Origin of the sequence: Pseudomonas sp. MM213 (assembly GCF_020423045.1) — a bacterium.
GTDB classification, from domain to species: Bacteria; Pseudomonadota; Gammaproteobacteria; order Pseudomonadales; family Pseudomonadaceae; genus Aquipseudomonas; species Aquipseudomonas migulae.
Genome location: NZ_CP081943.1, coordinates 4185278 through 4203114, shown reverse-complemented (window position 1 = coordinate 4203114; position 17837 = coordinate 4185278). Strand labels below are relative to the sequence as shown.

The following is a 17837-nucleotide window of genomic DNA, read 5'->3' as shown; positions in this document are numbered from 1 at the left end:
GGGGACGCATTCCAAATGTAGGAGCGAGGCTTGCCCGCGAAGGCAATTTCAAATGCTCCACGGAAATGAAACTTTGGCCGATGTTGCCCGCCGGTGTGTCGGATCCAACTTTATAAAGGTTAGAATCGGCGCCTGTCCCAGAGTGTGTACTTATGTCCCAAGAGCTGACCACCGAACAGATCCAACAGTCCCTGCAAGGCATCAGCGTGCCGGCCCAGCCGCAGATCATGGTGGATCTGCAGATGGAGCAGTACATGCCCGATCCGGATCTGGAAGTGATTGCCAAGCTGATCTCCCAGGACCCGGGCCTCTCTGGTGCCCTGCTGAAAATCGTCAACTCGCCGTATTACGGCTTGAGCAACAAGATCGCCTCGATCCAGCGCGCGGTGAACCTGCTGGGCAGCCGTTCGATCATCAATCTGATCAACGCGCAGTCGATCAAGGGTGAAATGAACGATGACACCATCGTCACCCTGAACCGTTTCTGGGACACCGCTCAAGACGTGGCGATGACCTGCCTGACCCTGGCCAAGCGCATCGGCGTCCAGGCCGGCGATGAAGCGTACGCCCTGGGCCTGTTCCACGACTGCGGCGTGCCGCTGATGCTGCAACGCTTCCCGGACTACATGACCACGCTGGAAGAAGCCTACGCCAGCGCCAGTGCCGAATGCCGCGTGGTGGACACGGAAAATAGGGTGTTCAATACCAACCATGCGGTGGTGGGTTATTACACGGCCAAATCCTGGCGCCTGCCGGAGCATGTGAGCACGGCGATCGCCAATCACCACAATGCGCTGGCGATTTTCAGCGATGAGTCTTCGCGCAACAGCCAGCTGAAAAACCTGTTGGCGATCCTGAAAATGGCCGAGCACATTTGTGCGTCTTACCGGGTACTGGGTAACCAGAACGAGGACCATGAATGGAACACCATCGCGCCACTGGTACTCGATTACGTGGGCCTCTCGGACTACGACTTCGAAACCCTCAAACAAACGATTCGCGACCTCGGCACTCACCGCTGAGTGCCGTCAGCGCCTGACTCGAGAGCACCATGCCTGAACTGCCGGAAGTCGAAACCACCCGCCGCGGTATTGCGCCGTACCTGGAAGGCCAACGCGTCAGCCGGGTGATCGTGCGTGACCGTCGCCTGCGCTGGCCGATCCCTGAAGACCTGGATGTGCGGCTCTCCGGCCAGCGTATCGTGCTGGTTGAGCGGCGCGCCAAGTACCTGCTGATCAACGCCGAAGTCGGCACGCTGATCAGCCACTTGGGCATGTCGGGCAATCTGCGCCTGGTGGAAGTCGGCCTGCCGGCCGCCAAGCATGAGCATGTGGATATCGAGCTGGAATCGGGCCTGGCCCTGCGTTACACGGACCCGCGACGGTTCGGCGCGATGCTCTGGAGCCTCGATCCGCTCAACCATGAATTGCTGATTCGCCTGGGGCCGGAACCGTTGACCGACCTGTTCGACGGCGAGCGCTTGTTCCAGCAGTCTCGCGGGCGTTCGATGGCGGTCAAACCGTTCATCATGGACAACGCCGTGGTGGTCGGCGTGGGCAATATCTACGCGACCGAAGCGCTGTTTGCGGCCGGTATCGATCCGCGCCGCGAGGCCAAGAGCATTTCCCGGGCGCGCTATTTGAAATTGGCGATCGAGATCAAACGCATCCTGGCCGCCGCCATCGAGCGCGGCGGTACGACGTTGCGCGACTTTATCGGCGGTGACGGTCAGCCCGGTTATTTCCAGCAGGAATTGTTCGTGTACGGCCGTGGCAGTCAGCCGTGCAAGGTCTGCGGAACAGAGCTGCGGGAAGTCAAACTCGGGCAGCGCGCCAGCGTCTTTTGCCCGCGCTGCCAGAGCTGATATTCCTGCGGTCTATAGTCAGTGTTCTCACTGCCTAGTCGAAGGACCGTGCCATGAACCTGTTCCGAACCCTTGCCGTCGTATGGCTGCTGAGTGCCGGTGCACCAGCGCTGGCAGCCAATACCGGCAGCGGTGACCCGCGCTACACCATCCAGAATCCCCCGGCGTACGCCATGCTCGGCGACTTGCTGATTGCCCGACCCTTGCTGGTCGTGGCAACGGTGATTGGCGCGGGGGCGTTTGTGGTGTCGTTGCCGTTTACCGCGCTGGGCGGCAATGTCGGCGACGCGGGACAGGCGTTGGTGGTCGACCCGGCGAAAGCGGCGTTCGTGAGGTGTCTGGGGTGTATCGGGGAAGGGTTTGAGCAGCGGGAGTGAAGCCTAAAAGCTTCGCGGGCAAGCCTCGCTCCTACAGGATCTACACGACCCCTGTAGGAGCGAGGCTTGCCCGCGAAGGCGCCCTCACAGACGCCGAATGAATCACGCCTTACCGGTAATCTTCCGGTACTTCTCCATCAACTGCTCTTCAGTCTCCGGATGCGCTTCGTCCAGTGGAATGCAATCCACCGGGCACACCTGCTGGCACTGAGGTTCGTCGTAGTGGCCGACACACTGGGTGCACAGGTTCGGGTCGATCACGTAGATCTCTTCGCCCTGGGAAATGGCGGCGTTCGGGCACTCGGGTTCGCAGACGTCGCAGTTGATGCAATCGTCGGTGATGATCAGGGACATGCTAACTCCAGCCGGGGCGGCAGGCCCGGGCGCTAAAAACCAATGCGCAATTGTGCCGCATTGGAGAGCGCAGTGCACGCGGGCGCGACGTTCTGTAGGAGCCGGCTTGCTGGCGATAGCAACACCGCGGTCAGTCTGAGACATCGCAGCGGTCCTATCGCCAGCAAGCCGGCTCCTACAGGCGGTGTTATTTTTTAAATCGAAGTGTCAGGGCATCCGCCACCGCAGGGTGGACGAACTTGGTGATATCGCCGCCCAACGCCGCGATTTCACGGACCAGCGTCGAGGAAATGAACGAATAGCGCTCGGACGGTGTAAGAAACAGACTTTCCACATCCGGCGCCAACTGACGGTTCATGTTGGCCAGCTGAAATTCGTATTCGAAGTCCGAGACCGCGCGCAAACCACGCAGGAACACGTTGGCATTCTTCTCTTTGGCGAAATGCGCCAACAGCGTCGAAAAGCCGACGACTTCAACGTTCGGCAGATGTTTAGTGACCTCGCGGGCCAGCTCCACACGCTGTTCCAGGGGAAACAACGGGTTTTTCTTCGGGCTGGCGGCGACGGCGATGATCACATGATCGAACAGGCGCGCGGCGCGTTCGACCAGATCGCCATGGCCCTTGGTAATAGGGTCGAAGGTACCTGGGTACAACACTCGGTTCATCGCGTCGTCCTGGCGGGAGTCCGTTGGGGAGTCGGATGGTATCGCAGCCTTCCCGGTCGGCCAAGTCGCCTGTTGGGTAAGAAAGCACTATAGACGATAGGAATATTCGCTCTTTTCATGGGTTTTTCAAACGTTCGGCCAACGAAGTCGCCAGTTGCGCCGTCAGCCCGTAGACCGACAATTGCGGGTTTGCGCCAATGCTGGTGGGGAACAGCGAGCCGTCGTGGATCGACAGGTTGCTGAGCTGATGATGCCGGCCGAGGCTGTCGGTCACGGCGTTTTTCGGGTCTTCGCCCATGGCGCAACCACCCATCACATGGGCACTGCCCAAGCGTGTGCGATACAACTCAAGACTCAGGCCGTCGATCAGCGTGCGCGCCTCGGTCAGGGTTTTCACATAGCGCGCATCGGCGTGCATCGGCATCACGGCTTTGGCGCCGCCGGCGAACTGGATCTCGGCCATGCTGTGGAAGGCGCGGCGCAAACCGTCCCAGGCGTAGGGTGAAACCTGATAATCGAGCACGGGCGTGTTGTCGCCGCGCAATTCGACGCTGCCACCGGGGCTGTCCGGGTGAAAGCCATCACGCAGCAACGCCAGCATGGCGTGGGTATGCGGCAGGTTTTCCATGTGTCGGGCGCTTTCCTGGCCAAAACCGCCGAGCAATGTGGCCGCCAGCGCCGGGTGCAGGGGCGGCACTTCGAGTTTGTAGGCCATCGGGCCGGTGGTGCCGTTCTGCCATTGAAAATGGTCGGAATAGATCGACTGCGGCGCGCCGTAGAACGGGTTGATCACCTCGTCGAACAGCCCGGCGGACATGTTCACTAAATGCAGGAAGGTGCGCTTGCCCAGACGTTTGTGCGGATCGGGCGCGTCGGAACGCAACAGCAACGCGGGACTGTTTATGCCGCCGCCGGCCAGCACGTAATGCCGCGCCTTGACCGTGATTGTCTTGCCCGTGGGGGCGACGCAGCGGTCATCCATCGCCACGCATTGCAGGCCGGCGACCTTGCCGTCCTTGATCATCAGTTTCTCGGCGCGGGCCAGGTAAAGCAGCTCGCCACCCTTTTCCAGGGTCGCCGGAATCGTTGTGACCATCATCGATTGCTTGGCGTTGGTCGGGCAGCCCATGCCGCAGTAGCCAAGGTTCCAGCAGCCGCGCACGTTGCGCGGGATCACGTGCCAGCTGTAGCCGAGCTGCTCGCATCCTTTGCGAATCACGTCGTTGTTGGCGTTCGGCGGGACCCTCCAGGGTGCGACGCCCAGACGTTGCTCCATTTTCTCGAACCATGGCGCCATCTCGGCCGGGCTGTGGCCTTTGACGTTGTGCTCCCTGGCCCAGTGTTCGAGCGTCGGCTCCGGCGTGCGGAAACTCGAGGTCCAGTTGATCAGCGTGGTGCCGCCCACTGCGCGGCCCTGAAGGATGGTGATCGCGCCGTCCTTGCTCATGCGGCCGATGCCTTCCTGATAGAGGCTGGTGTAGGCCTGGTCTTCAAGCATCTTGAAGTCGCTGCTGGTCTTGAGCGGACCTTCTTCGATCAACAGCACCTTGTAGCCGGCGGCGCTGAGGATTTCAGCGGTGGTGCCGCCGCCCGCGCCGCTGCCGATGATCGCCACGTCCGCTTCTAGGGTCAGGTCCTGGGTCAGTTGCGAGCCGTTGTGGGTTTTCCAGCCACGGGCCATGCCTTCGCGGAAAGGATCGGGTACGGGCATATTCGGGTTCTCTTGTTTTTATATTGAGAAATGTGTCGTTCATCAGGCCGCCTTCGCGGGCAAGCCTCGCTCCTACAGGGGGCGCGCGATCCCTGTAGGAGCGAGGCTTGCCCGCGAAGGGGCCAACTCGGTCTTAAACGGTTGGCGGCCCGGGATACCCACAATGCGCCCACGACTCAGCCCGGCTGTACCACGCCATCATCACCAGTTGCAGCAACGAGCTATGCCCCATGCGCAACAGACTCAACGAGCTGTTTTCCCAGCGATCAAGAAAGTGCCGGATCTCATCGGCACTGGCGTTTTCCCAACTGCCCCAGATCCCGGTCAGCGGCCCGCGAGTCACGGCCATCCCCAGCACATCGAACAATTGCTGAGTGAGCTTGAGCATTTCCGGCGACAGGTGATTCAGGCCGTTATCCAGGCAGTGCAAGGTCTGGTCGAGCGCCATCGGCATTTTCCCGGCGACCACGGCGCCATCGAGCATCACCGGAATCAGTGCCCGCAAAAACAACAGATCGCCGCTGCGCAGGATCGCGAAACCGCTGGCCGGGATGCTCGACGAACACCCGCTGAGGCTCGCGCCGAGTCCGGCTGTGGCGAGAAACGCGCTCGCGCCAAGGCTGAATTTAAGCAGGCCGCGCCGTGACAGCGCGGGTGTATCGGACAGGCTTGGGCTCATTATTGTTATTACCCGGCGGTGAAGGTCGTTAGCGGATAAACAGCTTCTGGATCAGTTTCTGAATGGTTTTTCCGTACGGCGGGTAGATCAGTTTCGCCGCGTTGAAACGCTGTTTGATCAGCACACCTTTGGCCTTGCTGAAGGTCAGGAAACCTTCGTGGCCGTGGTAATGGCCCATGCCCGAGGGGCCGATGCCGCCGAAGGGCATGTCGTCCTGCGCGACGTGCAGCAACGTGTCGTTCAGGCACACGCCTCCGGAATGGGTCTCGTGCAGGACGCGGTTTTGTTCGCGCTTGTCGTAGCCGAAGTAATACAGCGCCAGCGGACGAGGTCGCTGGTTGATGTAGGCAAACGCTTCATCCAGATCCTTGTACGGAACGATCGGCAGCAGCGGACCGAAGATTTCGTCCTGCATCACCATCATCTCGTCGGTGACGTTCAGCAGCAGGCTGTGGCTCATGCGTCGGCCCTGGCCCTGGTCGAACAGCGGAATCAGCAGCGCGCCCTTGCTGGTGGCGTCGCTGATGTAGCCGTTGAGCCGGGCCAGTTGTCGGTCATTGATGATCGCGGTGTAGTCAGGGTTGTCAGCCAGTGTCGGATAAAACCCGCGAACCGCCTGACGGTAGGCTTCGACGAAAGAACCCACGCGGTCTTCCGGCACCATTACGTAGTCCGGGGCGACGCAGGTTTGCCCGGCGTTGAGCGTCTTGCCGAACGCAATGCGTTCAGCGGCGTCCTTCAACGGCACATCACGAGAGACGATGGCCGGGGACTTGCCGCCCAGTTCCAGCGTTACCGGCGTCAGGTTCTCGGCCGCCGCGCGCATCACGTGTTTGCCGATGCTGGTGGCACCGGTGAACAGCAGGTGATCGAAACGCAGGCGGGAGAACGCCACGCCGATATCGGCCTCGCCGAGCACCACGCAAACCAGGTCTTCGGGGAAGATCCGGCCGAGCAATTCCTTGAGCAACAGGCCGGTGGCAGGGGTTGATTCGCTGAGTTTGAGCATCACCCGATTGCCCGCCGACAACGCGCCAACCAAAGGGCCGATGGCCAGAAACAGCGGGTAGTTCCACGGCACGATCACCCCGACCACGCCCAGCGGCTGGTAAACGACTTTCGCCGAGGCCGGCTGAAAGGCCACGCCGACCTTGCGTCGCGAGGGTTTCATCCAGCCTTTGAGGTGCTGACTGGCATAGTGAATGCCGTGCAGGCTGGGCATCAGTTCGGCGAGCAGGGTTTCATCGGCGCTGCGGTGGCTGAAGTCCTGGCTGATCGCATCGATCAGTGCCTGACGTTCATTGCTCAACAAATCGCGCAGGGCTTTGAGCCATTGAAGTCGCTGGGCGGCGGGCGGCATCGGGTTGGCGGCATAGGCTGCGCGCTGATCGTCGAAGCGGTTTTGAAGTTCCTCCAGGGGCTGCTGCAGCTTCTGCAGGTAGGCGATGTCAGCAGTCATGGTCGGCTCCGGATTTATTGTAGTGAAGAACTTTTTAGAGTCTATGCTCTATAAAGTCAAATGAGATCCTGACATCGCGTTGTTTTATCCGCTCGCGGTTAGGTCGTAAGATGCCCCTCAACGCACTCTGAATTAAAGCTCAAGCCATGGCCCCTCGGATCAAAACCAGCGAGCGCATCGTGCAGAACAGCCTGGAGCTGTTCAACCAGCAAGGTGAGCGCAGCATCAGCACCAACCACATTGCTGCCCACATGGACATTTCTCCGGGCAACCTCTACTACCACTTCCCCAACAAGCAGGCGATCATCGCCGTGCTGTTCAGTGAGTACGAAAGCCTGGTGGACAGCTTCCTGCGCCCGCCCCAGGGGCGCGCCGCGACGGTTGAAGACAAGCGCTTCTACCTTCAGGAGTTGCTGGCGGCGATGTGGCGCTACCGGTTTTTACATCGTGATCTCGAGCACTTGCTCGACAGCGATCCGGAACTCGCCGCCCGTTATCGGCGTTTTTCCCAGCGCTGCCTGATCTATGGCACGCACATCTACGCGGGATTCGTCGAGGCCGGCATCCTGTCCATGGATAAGGTGCAGATTGAATCCCTGACGCTCAATGCGTGGATCATCCTCACGTCCTGGGTGCGTTTCCTGTGCACCACGCGGGAAAATTCCAATCACCTGAGCGAGCAGGCGATCAAACGCGGCGTGTATCAGGTGCTGGTGCTGGAGGCCGGTTTTGTCACCGATCAGTCTCGCGATGCGGTGAACGCGCTGTACGAGGAGTTTTACGTGCCGCTGGCCCAGGCGCTGGAAGAAGTGCAGTAGGATTCAAAATCGACCATCTCACAGGAGCCCGTTATGCCCATTGCGCAACTGATCAGCCCGCAAGCACTGGACCTGAAAAAGGACCAGCCGGGGTTGGTGATTCTTGATTGTCGTTTTGCCCTCGAAGACCCGGACTACGGCCAGCGCAGTTATGCCGAAGGGCATATCGCCGGGTCGAGCTTCGCTGATCTTGAGCGTGATTTGAGCGGAGCGGTGGTCAAGGGCGTGACCGGGCGCCATCCGTTGCCGCAACCTGCGGACTTGATCGAACGCCTGCAAGCCTGGGGCATCAATGCCGATAGCGATGTGGTTTTGTATGACGACGGCCCCGGTGCCTACGCGGCGCGGGCGTGGTGGTTGCTGGCCTGGCTGGGCAAGCGTGACGGCGTGTTTATCCTCGATGGCGGGCTCAAGGCCTGGCACGCGGCGGGTTTGCCCTTGAGCCTTGATGCGCCCGGTATTGAACGTGGCACCTTCGCGGGAACGCCGGACAATACGCTGCTGTTGAACGCCGAACAGCTTCAGCACCGTCTCGGCCAGCCCGATTTGACCTTGCTCGATGCCCGCGCCTTGCCGCGCTTCAAGGGTGAAGTGGAGCCGATCGACCCGATTGCCGGGCACATTTCCGGCGCGCAATGTGCGGCGTTCACCGATAACCTTGGCAGCGACGGGCGTTTTCTGCCGGCCGATCAGCTCAAGCAGCGCTTTGCCGCGAAACTCGGTCAACGTTCGCCGACCGATCTGGTGGCGTATTGCGGTTCCGGCGTGACGGCGTGCCATAACCTGTTCGCCTTGTGCCTCGCGGGATATCCGTTGGGTTCGTTGTATGCCGGCTCGTGGAGCGAATGGATCAACGACCCCGCGCGTGGAATCGCCACCGGCGAATAAACACCGCAATTCCCTGTAGGAGCGAGCCTGCTCGCGATAGCGGAGTCTCAGTCAACATTTCCGTCGGCTGACACTCCGCCATCGCGAGCAGGCTCGCTCCCACATTTTGATCTTCGTTGTTATCAAATTTTGGTTAGTTGCCGAGCAGTGCGATACGCCCCCGGCCCCACCCCGTAAACCTGCTTGAACTGTCGACTCAGATGACTCTGGTCGGCAAACCCCAGTTGCGTCGCCACTTCCAACGGCAAACAGCCGCCCTGCAACAACGCCCGCGCCCGAGCGATGCGCTGCTGCATCAACCAGGTGTGCGGTGGCATGCCGGTGGCGCTGCGGAATACCCGGGCAAAATGAAAGGGCGACAGATTGACCGCTGCTGCGAGTTCTTCCAGCGACGGCGGCGCCGCCAATTGCGCTTGCAGCAGTTCCTTGGCCTGTGTCACCGCCCGGTGTTCCTTGCCGGGTTTGCCGGCATCCGGAACGGCGGCGTGACGTTGCAGCAGCGACAACATCAACTCTCGCCAGGCAGTCTGCTGTTGCAGGGCGGTGGAGGGCGTTTCGAGCAGGCGATGCAGTTGGCAGAAGCCCTTCACCAGGTCCGGATCGCGATACAGCGTGGCGCCAAATGCCGGCAAGTTGTGGGTCGGCAGTTCCAGCTCATCGAGCAGTGACAGAATCTGCCCGCTGTCGGGATAAAACGCCCGGTACAACCAACCGTCTTCCGTGCCTTTGTGGCCGGTGTGCAACTCGTCGGGGTTGATCAAAACAAGCGTGCCGCTGCCCGCCAGGTGTTCGGCGCCGCGATAGCGGTAACGCTGGGCGCCGGCCATGATCATGCCGATCACGTAACCGTCATGCACATGCGGGGCAAAACGGTGTTCGATGTAGCGTGCGGACAACAACTCGACCCCGGCCAAAGGCGCCGTTTGCCAGAAACGGATCGACTCGCCCTGATCGATGTTCATCGGTTTACCCGCGACCTGCAGCGGCCAGCCACTGCGGGATGCGCCGTTCCAGGTAGTAACCCGGCTGCCGGAACGAGCCATCGACGAAGCCGACATGCCCACCCTTGGCTTGCAGTTCGAATTGAGTGCTGGCGGACAGTTCCTCGGCCTGCGGCAGGCTGTGAGGAAATACGAACGGGTCGTCGGCGGCCTGAATGATCAGCGTCGGCGTGCGGATTTCGCCCAGAAAGTAGCGGCTTGAGGCGCGGCGATAGTAATCCTGCGCATCGGTGAAACCGTGCAGTGGCGCGGTCACCCGGCCATCGAAGTCCCAAAACGTGCGCATGTTTTCCAGCGAGCCCAGCGCGGCCAATTCCGCCAGGCCATCCTCGCGCCCGTCATGCTGGAACTGCCGCTGCTTGTTCTTGATGTAGGCGACCATCTCGCGCATGAAGTGCGCCTGGTACACCTTCGAAAAACCCTGGCCGATGCGGTCGGCGCACTGATCGAGCCGAAACGGCACCGACACCGCCACTGCACCGAGCACGCCGCTGTCGCTGCCGGTCTCGCCCAAGTGTTTGAGCAAAACATTGCCGCCGAGGGAATAACCGACCGCATACAGCGGCGCGAGCGGTCGCTTGGCCCGCAGGTGCTTGATGGTTTCGGCCAAATCTTCGCTGGCGCCGGAATGGTAGCTGCGCGGCAACAGATTCGGTTCGCCGGAGCAGCCGCGCCAGTTCAGCGCGACGCTGGCCCAGCCTCGGTCGCCCAAGGCTTTTTGCACGCCGGCCACGTAAGGCGAATTGGAAGAGCCGGTCAGGCCATGCAGCACCAGCACCAGCGGTGCATCGGCGCTGTGCGGGCCGTGCCAGTCCAGGTCAAGAAAGTCGCCATCTTCGAGCCACAAGCGTTCGCGTTCGCGCTCGATGTGCGTGGTTTTGCGCCAAAGCGGTCCCCACAAGGTCTGCAAGTGCGGGTTGCCGAGGCCAAAGGCAGGGGTGAAGCGTTCTGACGGAAAAGACACGATTGCTCTCGATGCAGCGGTGCGCAACCTGTGCGCACCTTTTCAGGCCGGTCGGTTAACCGGCGATCTCTGCCATACGTTGCCACAACGAATAGTAGACGCGCCCGGATTTCTGCTCGCGGTGCAGGCGCCAGTTGGCCGGCAGGCCGAGCGTCGAGGGGGCGGTTTCGCTTTCGGTGTACACCCATGCGTCGTCCGCCAGCCATTGGCGCTCTTCGAGCAGGGTGCATACGGTCGGCAACAGGTTCTGGTTGAACGGCGGGTCGAGGAACACCAGGTCGTAAGCCACTGCTGGCTGGGTTTCCAGATAGCGCAAGGCGTCGGCAGTCTGAACCTGGCCGGTGGTGCAACGCAGCGTGCCCAGGTGTTCCTTCAGGCTGGACACCGCGATATTGCTCGCATCCAGCGCCTGGCCCATGGCCGCGCCACGGGACAAGGCTTCGAGAAACAGCGCGCCGCTGCCGGCGAACGGGTCGAGTACCTTGGCCCCGGCCACGTACGGCGCGAGCCAGTTGAACAGGGTTTCACGCACCCGGTCCGGGGTCGGACGCAGGCCCGGCGCGTCAGGGAAGCTCAGCTTCCGGCTGCGCCATTCGCCGCCGATGATGCGCAGTTGGTTCACGCCGTTGTGCACGTTATGAACAGGTTTTTTTGGACGGGAAGTGGCCATTAATGCTCCGGAACCCCGAGCGGCTGCTCGGCAGGTTTATCAGTAGGGGCCGGTAACGGCTTTTGCGGCACGGTCGGGCCAGCGCTGACGATGACCATTTTGTCCGTGCTCAAGTGTTTGTTCAGTGCGGCTTTGACTTGTTCGACTGTCAGGCTCTGGGACTGCTGCATGAAGTCCTCCAGATAGCTCAACGGCAGATTGTAGAAACCCATCGCGCCGAGTTGGCCGACGATGTCGGCGTTGCTGGCGGTGGACAGCGGGAAGCTGCCGGCCAGTTCACGCTTGGCGTCGTCGAGTTCTTTTTCGGTCGGGCCGGTTTTAAGGTAGTCGGCGAGCACGTCCTGCACCAGTTTCAGCGTGCCTTCGCTCATCTCGGCGCGGGTTTGCAGGTTGATCATGAACGGGCCGCGCGCCTGCATCGGGGTGAAGCCCGAATACACGCCGTACGTCAGGCCGCGCTTCTCGCGCACTTCACTCATCAAGCGGGTGCCGAAGCCACCGCCGCCGAGGATCTGGTTGCCCATGGACAGGGCTGCATAATCCGGATCGTCACGGTCGATGCCCAGTTGCGCGAGCATCAGGTTGGTCTGCTTGGACGGGAACTCGATGTGGCCGATGCTGGCTTTCGGTTCTTCAGGTTGCGGCAGTTTCGCCAGCGCCGGGCCTTTTGGCAGCGCACTGGAGACTTGCGCAGCAATCGCCTCGGCTTCGGCGCGGGACAGATCGCCCACCAGCGCTATCACCACGTTGCCGGCGGCGTAGGCTTTTTCATGGAACGCCTTCAACTGAGCCAGGGTGATGGCTGGTACGGTTTTCGCCGTGCCATCGCTGGAATGCGCGTACGGGTGATCGCCGTACAAGCGGTTCATCAGCTCGATACTGGCCAGTTTGCCGGGGTTCTGTTTCTGGTATTCGAAGCCGGCGAGCATCTGGTTCTTGATGCGCGCAAATGAATCGGCGGGGAAGGTCGGTTTGCCGACAACTTCGGAGAACAACTTCAACGCAGGTTCGCGTTTGTCGGCGGCACTGAGGCTGCGCAGCGACGCCAGCGCCATGTCCTTGAACGCACCGTTGCCAAAGTCAGCGCCCAGGCCTTCGAAGCCCTGAGCGATAGCGCCGACATCTTTGCCGGCCACACCTTCGTTGAGCATCGCATTGGTCAGTACCGCCAGGCCCGGCGCATCGCCGTCCTGGCTGCTGCCGGCGGCGAAGATCAGGCGCATGTCGAACATCGGCAACTCGCGGGCTTCGACGAACAGCACCTTGGCGCCTTCGGCGGTGTTCCAGGTTTGCACGTTGAGCGAGCGGCGGCTCGGTGCCTTGCCGTCGAGTTCGGCCAGCGATTGCAGTTTCTGGCTGGATTTGGCCTTGTCGAGGGCTTCGCTGGCGTTGGAATGGTCGGTCTTCAGGAAATAGAAGGCAGCGGAGCCAATCAATGCGACAGCGACCAGGCCGATCAGGGCCAGACGTGGTTTTTTACGCTCACTCATGAGTCGTCTCCAGTGGCAGGACATGGGCGACGCTGAGACGTTCGCGGGTGAAATACAGCTTGGCGGCTTTCTGGATGTCTTCTGGCGTGACGCTTTCCAGTTCGGCCAGTTCGGTGTCCATCAGCTTCCAGGACAGGCCGACGGTTTCCAGTTGGCCGATAGCGGTGGCCTGGCTGGTGATCGAATCGCGCTCGTAAACCAGTCCGGCAATCACTTGAGCCCGCACGCGCTCCAGCTCTTCGGCGGACGGCGCGGTGGTTTTCAGCTGTTCGAGCAGCTTCCACAAACCGGCTTCTGCCTGGGCCATGGTTTTGTTTTTCTGGGTGTTCGGCGATGCCGACAGGGTGAACAGGCTGTCGCCGCGAGTGTAGGCGTCGTAGCTCGACGAACCGCCGGACACCAGCTCTTCGCCGCGCTCCAGTTGTGTCGGGATGCGTCCGCTGTAGCCGCCGTCTAGCAGGGCCGAGATCAGGCGCAAGGCGTTGACCGAACGCTTGTCTTCGGCGGTGGCGATGCTTGGCACGTTGAAGCCCAGCATCAGGCTCGGCAGTTGGGTCTGCACGTGCAGCGTAATCTGCCGTTCGCCGGGCTCGGCCAGTTCCATCGGTTTCTTCGCCGGCGGCACGTCGCGTTTGGCGATCGGGCCGAAGTAGCGCTGGGCCAGGGTTTTCACTTCGTCCGGCGTCACGTCACCGACCACCACCAGCGTGGCGTTGTTCGGCACGTACCAGGATTGGTACCAGTGGCGCAGCTCTTCGACTTTCATGCGGTCCAGGTCAGCCATCCAGCCGATGGTCGGCGTGTGGTAACCGCTGGCCGGGTAGGCCATGGCCTTGAAGCGTTCGTAGGCCTTGGACATCGGCTTGTCGTCGGTGCGCAGGCGACGTTCTTCTTTAATGACTTCGATCTCGCGGGCGAACTCGTCGGCCGGCAGGCGCAGGCTGGCCATGCGGTCGGCTTCGAGTTCGAAGGCCACGCCCAGACGGTCGCGGGCCAGCACCTGGTAATAAGCGGTGAAGTCGTCGCTGGTGAACGCATTCTCTTCGGCGCCGAGGTCCCGCAGGATCAGCGAGGCTTCGCCGGGACCGACTTTCTCGCTGCCCTTGAACATCATGTGTTCCAGGGCGTGGGACAAACCGGTCTGCCCCGGCGTCTCGTAGCTGGAGCCGACCTTGTACCAGACCTGGGAAACCACCACCGGCGCGCGATGGTCTTCGCGCACGATGACCTTCAGGCCATTGTCTAGGGTGAATTCGTGGGTGGGTTGCGGATCGGCAGCAAAGACTGAAAGTGGCAGACAAACTGTGCTGAGCAGCAGGCCTGCAGCGCGGCGGGCTAGAGCATTCATTCGTTTTTAAACCTGTTGAGCTGCCCGCTTGGTCTTAGCGTCGGCGGGCGAGAGGGTGCTAGGATACTGATCCGTTTTACTGGCGGCCACGCCTATCAGGCCTTTGCGTTTGATCAGGTTGTATGGGTTTGCGGCAGAAGGTTGGAATTTATCAACTAAACTCTGCTTTTTCGCCGATTTTGCCGCGTTAGTCCTTCGTGAAATCGTTTCCGTGAGGTGCCACTTGCACCTCTACAAAATGTTGCGCGTGAACAAGCTGGGTCAATCGCAGTCTGTTCTGCATCGAATATTTATTTGCCGAGGCGCCCTTTGGCGCGTCGCTACCGTGAGATAGCCGTCCTCCATGTTTGGTTCCAACGACGACAAGAAAGCCCCAGCTGCGGCTGGCGAGAAGAAAAGCCTGTTCGGATGGCTGCGCAAAAAGCCGCAGGAAACCGTCGTCGAACAGCCACAGCCCATTCCTGAGCCAGTACCTGCGCCGGTAATAGATGAAGCGCCGGCGCCGGTTGTCCTGCCGATCTCCGAGCCGGTGCTGCAACCGGTGGCTGAGGCGCAACCTGATGTCGTGGCTGAGCAGCCGCTGACGCCTGCCGCCGAGCCGTGGCTGACCTTGCCGGTAGCGGAAGAGCCGGTATCGTTGGTCGAAGACGAGCTGGCGCCGCACATTACGCCGCCGATTCCTGCGCCGAGTGCGTTTTCTCCTGCGCCCGTTCAGGTGCCAGTGATTGAGCCAGTTGTTGTGGCCGAACCTGCGCCTGTTATTCCTGAGCCTGTGATTCCAGCCTTTGTTGCGCCGGCTGCTCCAGTTGTTCAAGCACCAGTGCCTGCGCCGGTCGTTGCACCCGTTGCCGCCGCGCCTGTCGTGCCGGTCGAAACACCCGCCGAGCCTGTGCGTACCGAAGAAACCAAAGCCGGTTTCTTCGCCCGCCTCAAGCAAGGCCTGTCCAAGACCAGCGCCAGCATCGGCGAAGGCATGGCGAGCCTGTTCCTTGGCAAGAAAATAATCGATGACGAGCTGCTCGAAGACATCGAAACCCGTCTGCTGACCGCCGACGTGGGTGTTGAAGCGACTTCGGTAATCATCCAGCGCCTGACCCAAAAGGTTGCCCGCAAAGAGCTGGCCGATGCCGATGCGCTGTACAAGTCCTTGCAGGCGGAACTGGCGGCGATGCTCAAGCCGGTCGAGCAACCCCTGAAAATCACCTCGCAGAACAAGCCGTTCGTGATCCTGGTCGTTGGCGTCAATGGCGCCGGCAAGACCACCACCATCGGCAAACTGGCGAAGAAACTGCAACTCGAAGGCAAGAAAGTCATGCTCGCGGCCGGTGATACCTTCCGTGCTGCGGCGGTCGAGCAATTGCAGGTCTGGGGCGAGCGCAACAAGATTCCGGTGATCGCCCAGCACACCGGCGCCGACTCGGCTTCGGTGATCTTCGACGCCGTGCAAGCCGCCAAGGCCCGCGGCATTGATGTGTTGATCGCTGACACCGCCGGTCGCCTGCACACTAAAGACAATTTGATGGAAGAGTTGAAGAAGGTTCGCCGGGTCATCGGCAAGCTCGACGCCGACGCGCCGCACGAAGTGCTGCTGGTGCTCGACGCCGGCACCGGGCAGAACGCCATCAACCAGGCCAAGCAATTCAACCAGACCGTCGAACTGACCGGCCTGGCGCTGACCAAGCTCGACGGCACCGCCAAGGGCGGGGTGATTTTCGCCCTGGCCAAGCAGTTCGGCCTGCCGATTCGCTACATCGGCGTCGGTGAAGGCATCGATGACTTGCGTACCTTTGAAGCAGAACCCTTTGTCCAGGCACTGTTTGCCGAGCGGGAGCGTTCATGATTCGTTTCGAACAGGTCGGTAAACGCTACCCGAACGGTCACGTCGGCTTGCATGAGCTGAGCTTTCGAGTCCGTCGGGGCGAATTCTTGTTTGTAACCGGCCATTCCGGCGCCGGTAAAAGCACCTTGTTGCGCCTGCTGCTGGCCATGGAGCGTCCGACCACCGGCAAATTGCTGCTGGCCGGTCAGGATCTCGGCACCATCAGCAACGCGCAGATTCCTTACCTGCGTCGGCAGATCGGCGTGGTGTTCCAGAACCACCAGTTGCTGTTCGATCGCACGGTGTTCAACAACGTGGCCCTGCCGTTGCAGATTCTTGGTTTGTCCAAGGCCGAAATCGCCAAGCGTGTGGATTCGGCACTGGAGCGCGTGGCGCTGTCGGACAAAACCGATCTGTACCCCGGCGACCTGTCCACCGGCCAGCAACAGCGCGTAGGTATCGCCCGCGCCATCGTTCACCGCCCGGCCTTGCTGCTGGCGGATGAGCCGACCGGTAACCTCGACCCGCGCCTGGCGGCCGAGATCATGGGCGTGTTCGAAGACATCAACCGTCTGGGCACCAGCGTGCTGATTGCCAGTCACGACCTGGCCCTGATCGCCCGCATGCGCCACCGCATGCTGACGCTGCAACGCGGCCGACTGATCGGTGACGGGGAGGCTGGGGAATGAGTGCGACACGCAGCCCTAAAGTCTCCGAGCGCGTGGCGCCGAAAGCCGCCGATCCGCAACCGCAGAAGAAAAAACACGACGATGACGACGGTCCGGACTTCGCCACGCTGTTCCGCGCCTGGATTGAAAGCCATCGCGCCAGTCTGCTGGACAGTCTGCGGCGCCTGGGCAAGCATCCCATCGGCAGTTTCTTCACCTGCATGGTGATGGCGGTTGCCCTGAGTTTGCCGATGGGCCTGTCACTTTTGCTAAGTAACGTCGAACGTCTCGGCGGTTCCTGGCAGCGCGCGGCACAGATCTCCCTATACCTGCAACTTGAGGTCAGCCCGGCTGAAGGCGAATCGTTGCGCGATCAGATCAAAGGCATTCGGGGCGTAGCTGATGCCGAATATGTCGGTCGTGATCAGGCGCTGGAAGAGTTTCAGCAGCAGTCCGGCCTGGGCGAAGCGTTGAAGGAACTGCCGGAAAACCCGCTGCCAGGCGTGGTGCTGGTGACCCCGAACGAAGTCGACAAGCCCGCGCTTGAAGCATTACGACAAAAACTTTCCGAGCTGCCGAAGGTACAACAGGCGCAACTTGATCTAGTCTGGGTCGAGCGTCTGGCAGCCATCCTCAAGCTGGGTGACCGTTTTGTCTTCGGTCTGACCGTGCTTCTGATTTCTGCATTACTTTTGGTGATAGGCAATACCATTCGTCTTCATATTGAAAACCGCCGCACAGAGATAGAAGTGATTAAACTCGTCGGCGGCACTGACAGCTATGTGCGCAGGCCCTTTCTATATATGGGCGCGTTGTATGGCTTCGGTGCGGGGATACTTTCCTGGGGCGTATTGGCGTTTGGCCTGAACTGGCTGAACGAGGCAGTGGTTGGACTGGCCGGTTTGTATGGCAGTAATTTTGCGCTGGCCGGAGTGCCAGTTGCCGACGGTCTGTCTCTCTTGCTTGGCGCGGTGCTGTTAGGGTATATCGGTGCATGGATTGCAGTCGCACGCCACCTGAGGGAGCTTGCGCCTAAGTAGTATCATTTTGCTCGTATTGA

General features: G+C 61.0%; 18 protein-coding genes. 8 read left to right on the top strand and 10 right to left on the bottom strand.

Going from position 1 to position 17837, the window contains the following annotated elements:
* Window positions 1-206 precede the first annotated feature (206 nt).
* Genes K5R88_RS19180 through K5R88_RS19170 form a run of 3 tightly spaced genes read left to right on the top strand, consistent with a single transcriptional unit; the run spans window position 207 to window position 2241 of the window.
* A complete protein-coding gene (locus K5R88_RS19180) occupies window positions 207-1022 on the top strand; it encodes an HDOD domain-containing protein (protein WP_192227639.1) in 816 nt (271 codons plus the stop codon).
* A 29-nt stretch (window positions 1023-1051) separates the two neighbouring features.
* Window positions 1052-1864: a bifunctional DNA-formamidopyrimidine glycosylase/DNA-(apurinic or apyrimidinic site) lyase gene (gene mutM, locus K5R88_RS19175; RefSeq protein WP_008026119.1), complete on the top strand. Its 813-nt coding sequence runs from the start codon at window positions 1052-1054 to the stop codon at window positions 1862-1864.
* A gap of 53 nt (window positions 1865-1917) precedes the next feature.
* Window positions 1918-2241: a hypothetical protein gene (locus tag K5R88_RS19170; RefSeq protein WP_008026125.1), complete on the top strand. Its 324-nt coding sequence runs from the start codon at window positions 1918-1920 to the stop codon at window positions 2239-2241.
* 102 nt (window positions 2242-2343) lie between these two features.
* On the opposite strand, the gene K5R88_RS19165 is transcribed toward K5R88_RS19170, so the two are convergent.
* From K5R88_RS19165 to K5R88_RS19145, 5 genes are all read right to left on the bottom strand, one after another.
* On the bottom strand, window positions 2344-2595 hold the full coding sequence (locus K5R88_RS19165) for a YfhL family 4Fe-4S dicluster ferredoxin (RefSeq protein ID WP_003195146.1): 252 nt from the start codon (window positions 2593-2595) through the stop codon (window positions 2344-2346).
* Between the two features lie 187 nt (window positions 2596-2782).
* The gene (coaD, locus tag K5R88_RS19160) at window positions 2783-3262 is read right to left on the bottom strand and encodes a pantetheine-phosphate adenylyltransferase (protein ID WP_003177462.1); all 480 of its coding nucleotides are present in this window, start codon (window positions 3260-3262) and stop codon (window positions 2783-2785) included.
* Between the two features lie 115 nt (window positions 3263-3377).
* Window positions 3378-4973 (bottom strand): GMC family oxidoreductase, encoded by a 1596-nt coding sequence (locus K5R88_RS19155; protein WP_226298198.1) that lies wholly within the window; start codon window positions 4971-4973, stop codon window positions 3378-3380.
* 133 nt (window positions 4974-5106) lie between these two features.
* Window positions 5107-5652, bottom strand: coding sequence for a twin-arginine translocation pathway signal protein (locus K5R88_RS19150; RefSeq protein WP_192227538.1), 546 nt, complete (start codon window positions 5650-5652; stop codon window positions 5107-5109).
* 28 nt (window positions 5653-5680) lie between these two features.
* On the bottom strand, window positions 5681-7111 hold the full coding sequence (locus tag K5R88_RS19145) for a coniferyl aldehyde dehydrogenase (RefSeq protein ID WP_008040788.1): 1431 nt from the start codon (window positions 7109-7111) through the stop codon (window positions 5681-5683).
* Between the two features lie 146 nt (window positions 7112-7257).
* Between K5R88_RS19145 and K5R88_RS19140 the strand changes: the two genes are divergently transcribed.
* Both K5R88_RS19140 and K5R88_RS19135 read left to right on the top strand, forming a co-directional pair.
* Complete coding sequence (locus K5R88_RS19140; protein ID WP_008026133.1) at window positions 7258-7929, top strand: TetR/AcrR family transcriptional regulator; 672 nt, start codon at window positions 7258-7260, stop codon at window positions 7927-7929.
* Between the two features lie 33 nt (window positions 7930-7962).
* Window positions 7963-8817 carry a sulfurtransferase gene (locus K5R88_RS19135; RefSeq protein ID WP_226298197.1) on the top strand — a complete coding sequence of 285 codons (855 nt, stop codon included), beginning with the start codon at window positions 7963-7965 and terminating at the stop codon, window positions 8815-8817.
* A 122-nt stretch (window positions 8818-8939) separates the two neighbouring features.
* Here the strand turns inward: K5R88_RS19135 and K5R88_RS19130 are convergent, their stop codons facing one another.
* The 5 genes from K5R88_RS19130 to K5R88_RS19110 are packed head-to-tail and all read right to left on the bottom strand — an operon-like array spanning window position 8940 to window position 14290.
* Window positions 8940-9779: an AraC family transcriptional regulator gene (locus K5R88_RS19130; RefSeq protein WP_226298196.1), complete on the bottom strand. Its 840-nt coding sequence runs from the start codon at window positions 9777-9779 to the stop codon at window positions 8940-8942.
* A gap of 4 nt (window positions 9780-9783) precedes the next feature.
* On the bottom strand, window positions 9784-10782 hold the full coding sequence (locus K5R88_RS19125) for a hydrolase (protein WP_226298195.1): 999 nt from the start codon (window positions 10780-10782) through the stop codon (window positions 9784-9786).
* Between the two features lie 55 nt (window positions 10783-10837).
* On the bottom strand, window positions 10838-11452 hold the full coding sequence (gene rsmD / locus K5R88_RS19120) for a 16S rRNA (guanine(966)-N(2))-methyltransferase RsmD (protein ID WP_008026142.1): 615 nt from the start codon (window positions 11450-11452) through the stop codon (window positions 10838-10840).
* A complete protein-coding gene (locus K5R88_RS19115) occupies window positions 11452-12942 on the bottom strand; it encodes a M16 family metallopeptidase (RefSeq protein WP_226298194.1) in 1491 nt (496 codons plus the stop codon). Before K5R88_RS19115 ends, rsmD begins: the two co-directional genes overlap by 1 nt.
* The gene (locus K5R88_RS19110) at window positions 12935-14290 is read right to left on the bottom strand and encodes a M16 family metallopeptidase (protein WP_008026145.1); all 1356 of its coding nucleotides are present in this window, start codon (window positions 14288-14290) and stop codon (window positions 12935-12937) included. The genes K5R88_RS19115 and K5R88_RS19110 overlap by 8 nt, the downstream gene beginning before the upstream one ends.
* 343 nt (window positions 14291-14633) lie before the next feature.
* Here K5R88_RS19110 and ftsY point away from each other — a divergent pair, with 343 nt between their 5' ends.
* From ftsY to ftsX, 3 genes are read left to right on the top strand one after another with little or no spacing between them, the layout of a single operon-like run.
* The gene (gene ftsY, locus K5R88_RS19105; RefSeq protein ID WP_223449985.1) at window positions 14634-16130 is read left to right on the top strand and encodes a signal recognition particle-docking protein FtsY; all 1497 of its coding nucleotides are present in this window, start codon (window positions 14634-14636) and stop codon (window positions 16128-16130) included.
* Window positions 16127-16798, top strand: a complete 672-nt coding sequence (ftsE, locus tag K5R88_RS19100) for a cell division ATP-binding protein FtsE (protein WP_008026149.1) — start codon at window positions 16127-16129, stop codon at window positions 16796-16798. Before ftsY ends, ftsE begins: the two co-directional genes overlap by 4 nt.
* Entirely contained in the window at window positions 16795-17817 is a 1023-nt protein-coding gene (gene ftsX, locus K5R88_RS19095; protein WP_008026150.1) for a permease-like cell division protein FtsX, read from the top strand. Before ftsE ends, ftsX begins: the two co-directional genes overlap by 4 nt.
* Window positions 17818-17837 lie beyond the last annotated feature (20 nt).

Bases quoted from the DNA above. Each gene is read 5' to 3' on its own strand.
- mutM (WP_008026119.1), top strand. From the start codon at position 1,052: ATGCCTGAACTGCCGGAAGTCGAAACCACCCGCCGCGGTATTGCGCCG.
- K5R88_RS19170 (WP_008026125.1), top strand. From the start codon at position 1,918: ATGAACCTGTTCCGAACCCTTGCCGTCGTATGGCTGCTGAGTGCCGGT.
- K5R88_RS19165 (WP_003195146.1), bottom strand. From the start codon at position 2,595: ATGTCCCTGATCATCACCGACGATTGCATCAACTGCGACGTCTGCGAA.
- coaD (WP_003177462.1), bottom strand. From the start codon at position 3,262: ATGAACCGAGTGTTGTACCCAGGTACCTTCGACCCTATTACCAAGGGC.
- K5R88_RS19155 (WP_226298198.1), bottom strand. From the start codon at position 4,973: ATGCCCGTACCCGATCCTTTCCGCGAAGGCATGGCCCGTGGCTGGAAA.
- K5R88_RS19150 (WP_192227538.1), bottom strand. From the start codon at position 5,652: ATGAGCCCAAGCCTGTCCGATACACCCGCGCTGTCACGGCGCGGCCTG.
- K5R88_RS19145 (WP_008040788.1), bottom strand. From the start codon at position 7,111: ATGACTGCTGACATCGCCTACCTGCAGAAGCTGCAGCAGCCCCTGGAG.
- K5R88_RS19140 (WP_008026133.1), top strand. From the start codon at position 7,258: ATGGCCCCTCGGATCAAAACCAGCGAGCGCATCGTGCAGAACAGCCTG.
- K5R88_RS19135 (WP_226298197.1), top strand. From the start codon at position 7,963: ATGCCCATTGCGCAACTGATCAGCCCGCAAGCACTGGACCTGAAAAAG.
- K5R88_RS19130 (WP_226298196.1), bottom strand. From the start codon at position 9,779: ATGAACATCGATCAGGGCGAGTCGATCCGTTTCTGGCAAACGGCGCCT.
- rsmD (WP_008026142.1), bottom strand. From the start codon at position 11,452: ATGGCCACTTCCCGTCCAAAAAAACCTGTTCATAACGTGCACAACGGC.
- K5R88_RS19115 (WP_226298194.1), bottom strand. From the start codon at position 12,942: ATGAGTGAGCGTAAAAAACCACGTCTGGCCCTGATCGGCCTGGTCGCT.
- K5R88_RS19110 (WP_008026145.1), bottom strand. From the start codon at position 14,290: ATGAATGCTCTAGCCCGCCGCGCTGCAGGCCTGCTGCTCAGCACAGTT.
- ftsY (WP_223449985.1), top strand. From the start codon at position 14,634: ATGTTTGGTTCCAACGACGACAAGAAAGCCCCAGCTGCGGCTGGCGAG.
- ftsE (WP_008026149.1), top strand. From the start codon at position 16,127: ATGATTCGTTTCGAACAGGTCGGTAAACGCTACCCGAACGGTCACGTC.
- ftsX (WP_008026150.1), top strand. From the start codon at position 16,795: ATGAGTGCGACACGCAGCCCTAAAGTCTCCGAGCGCGTGGCGCCGAAA.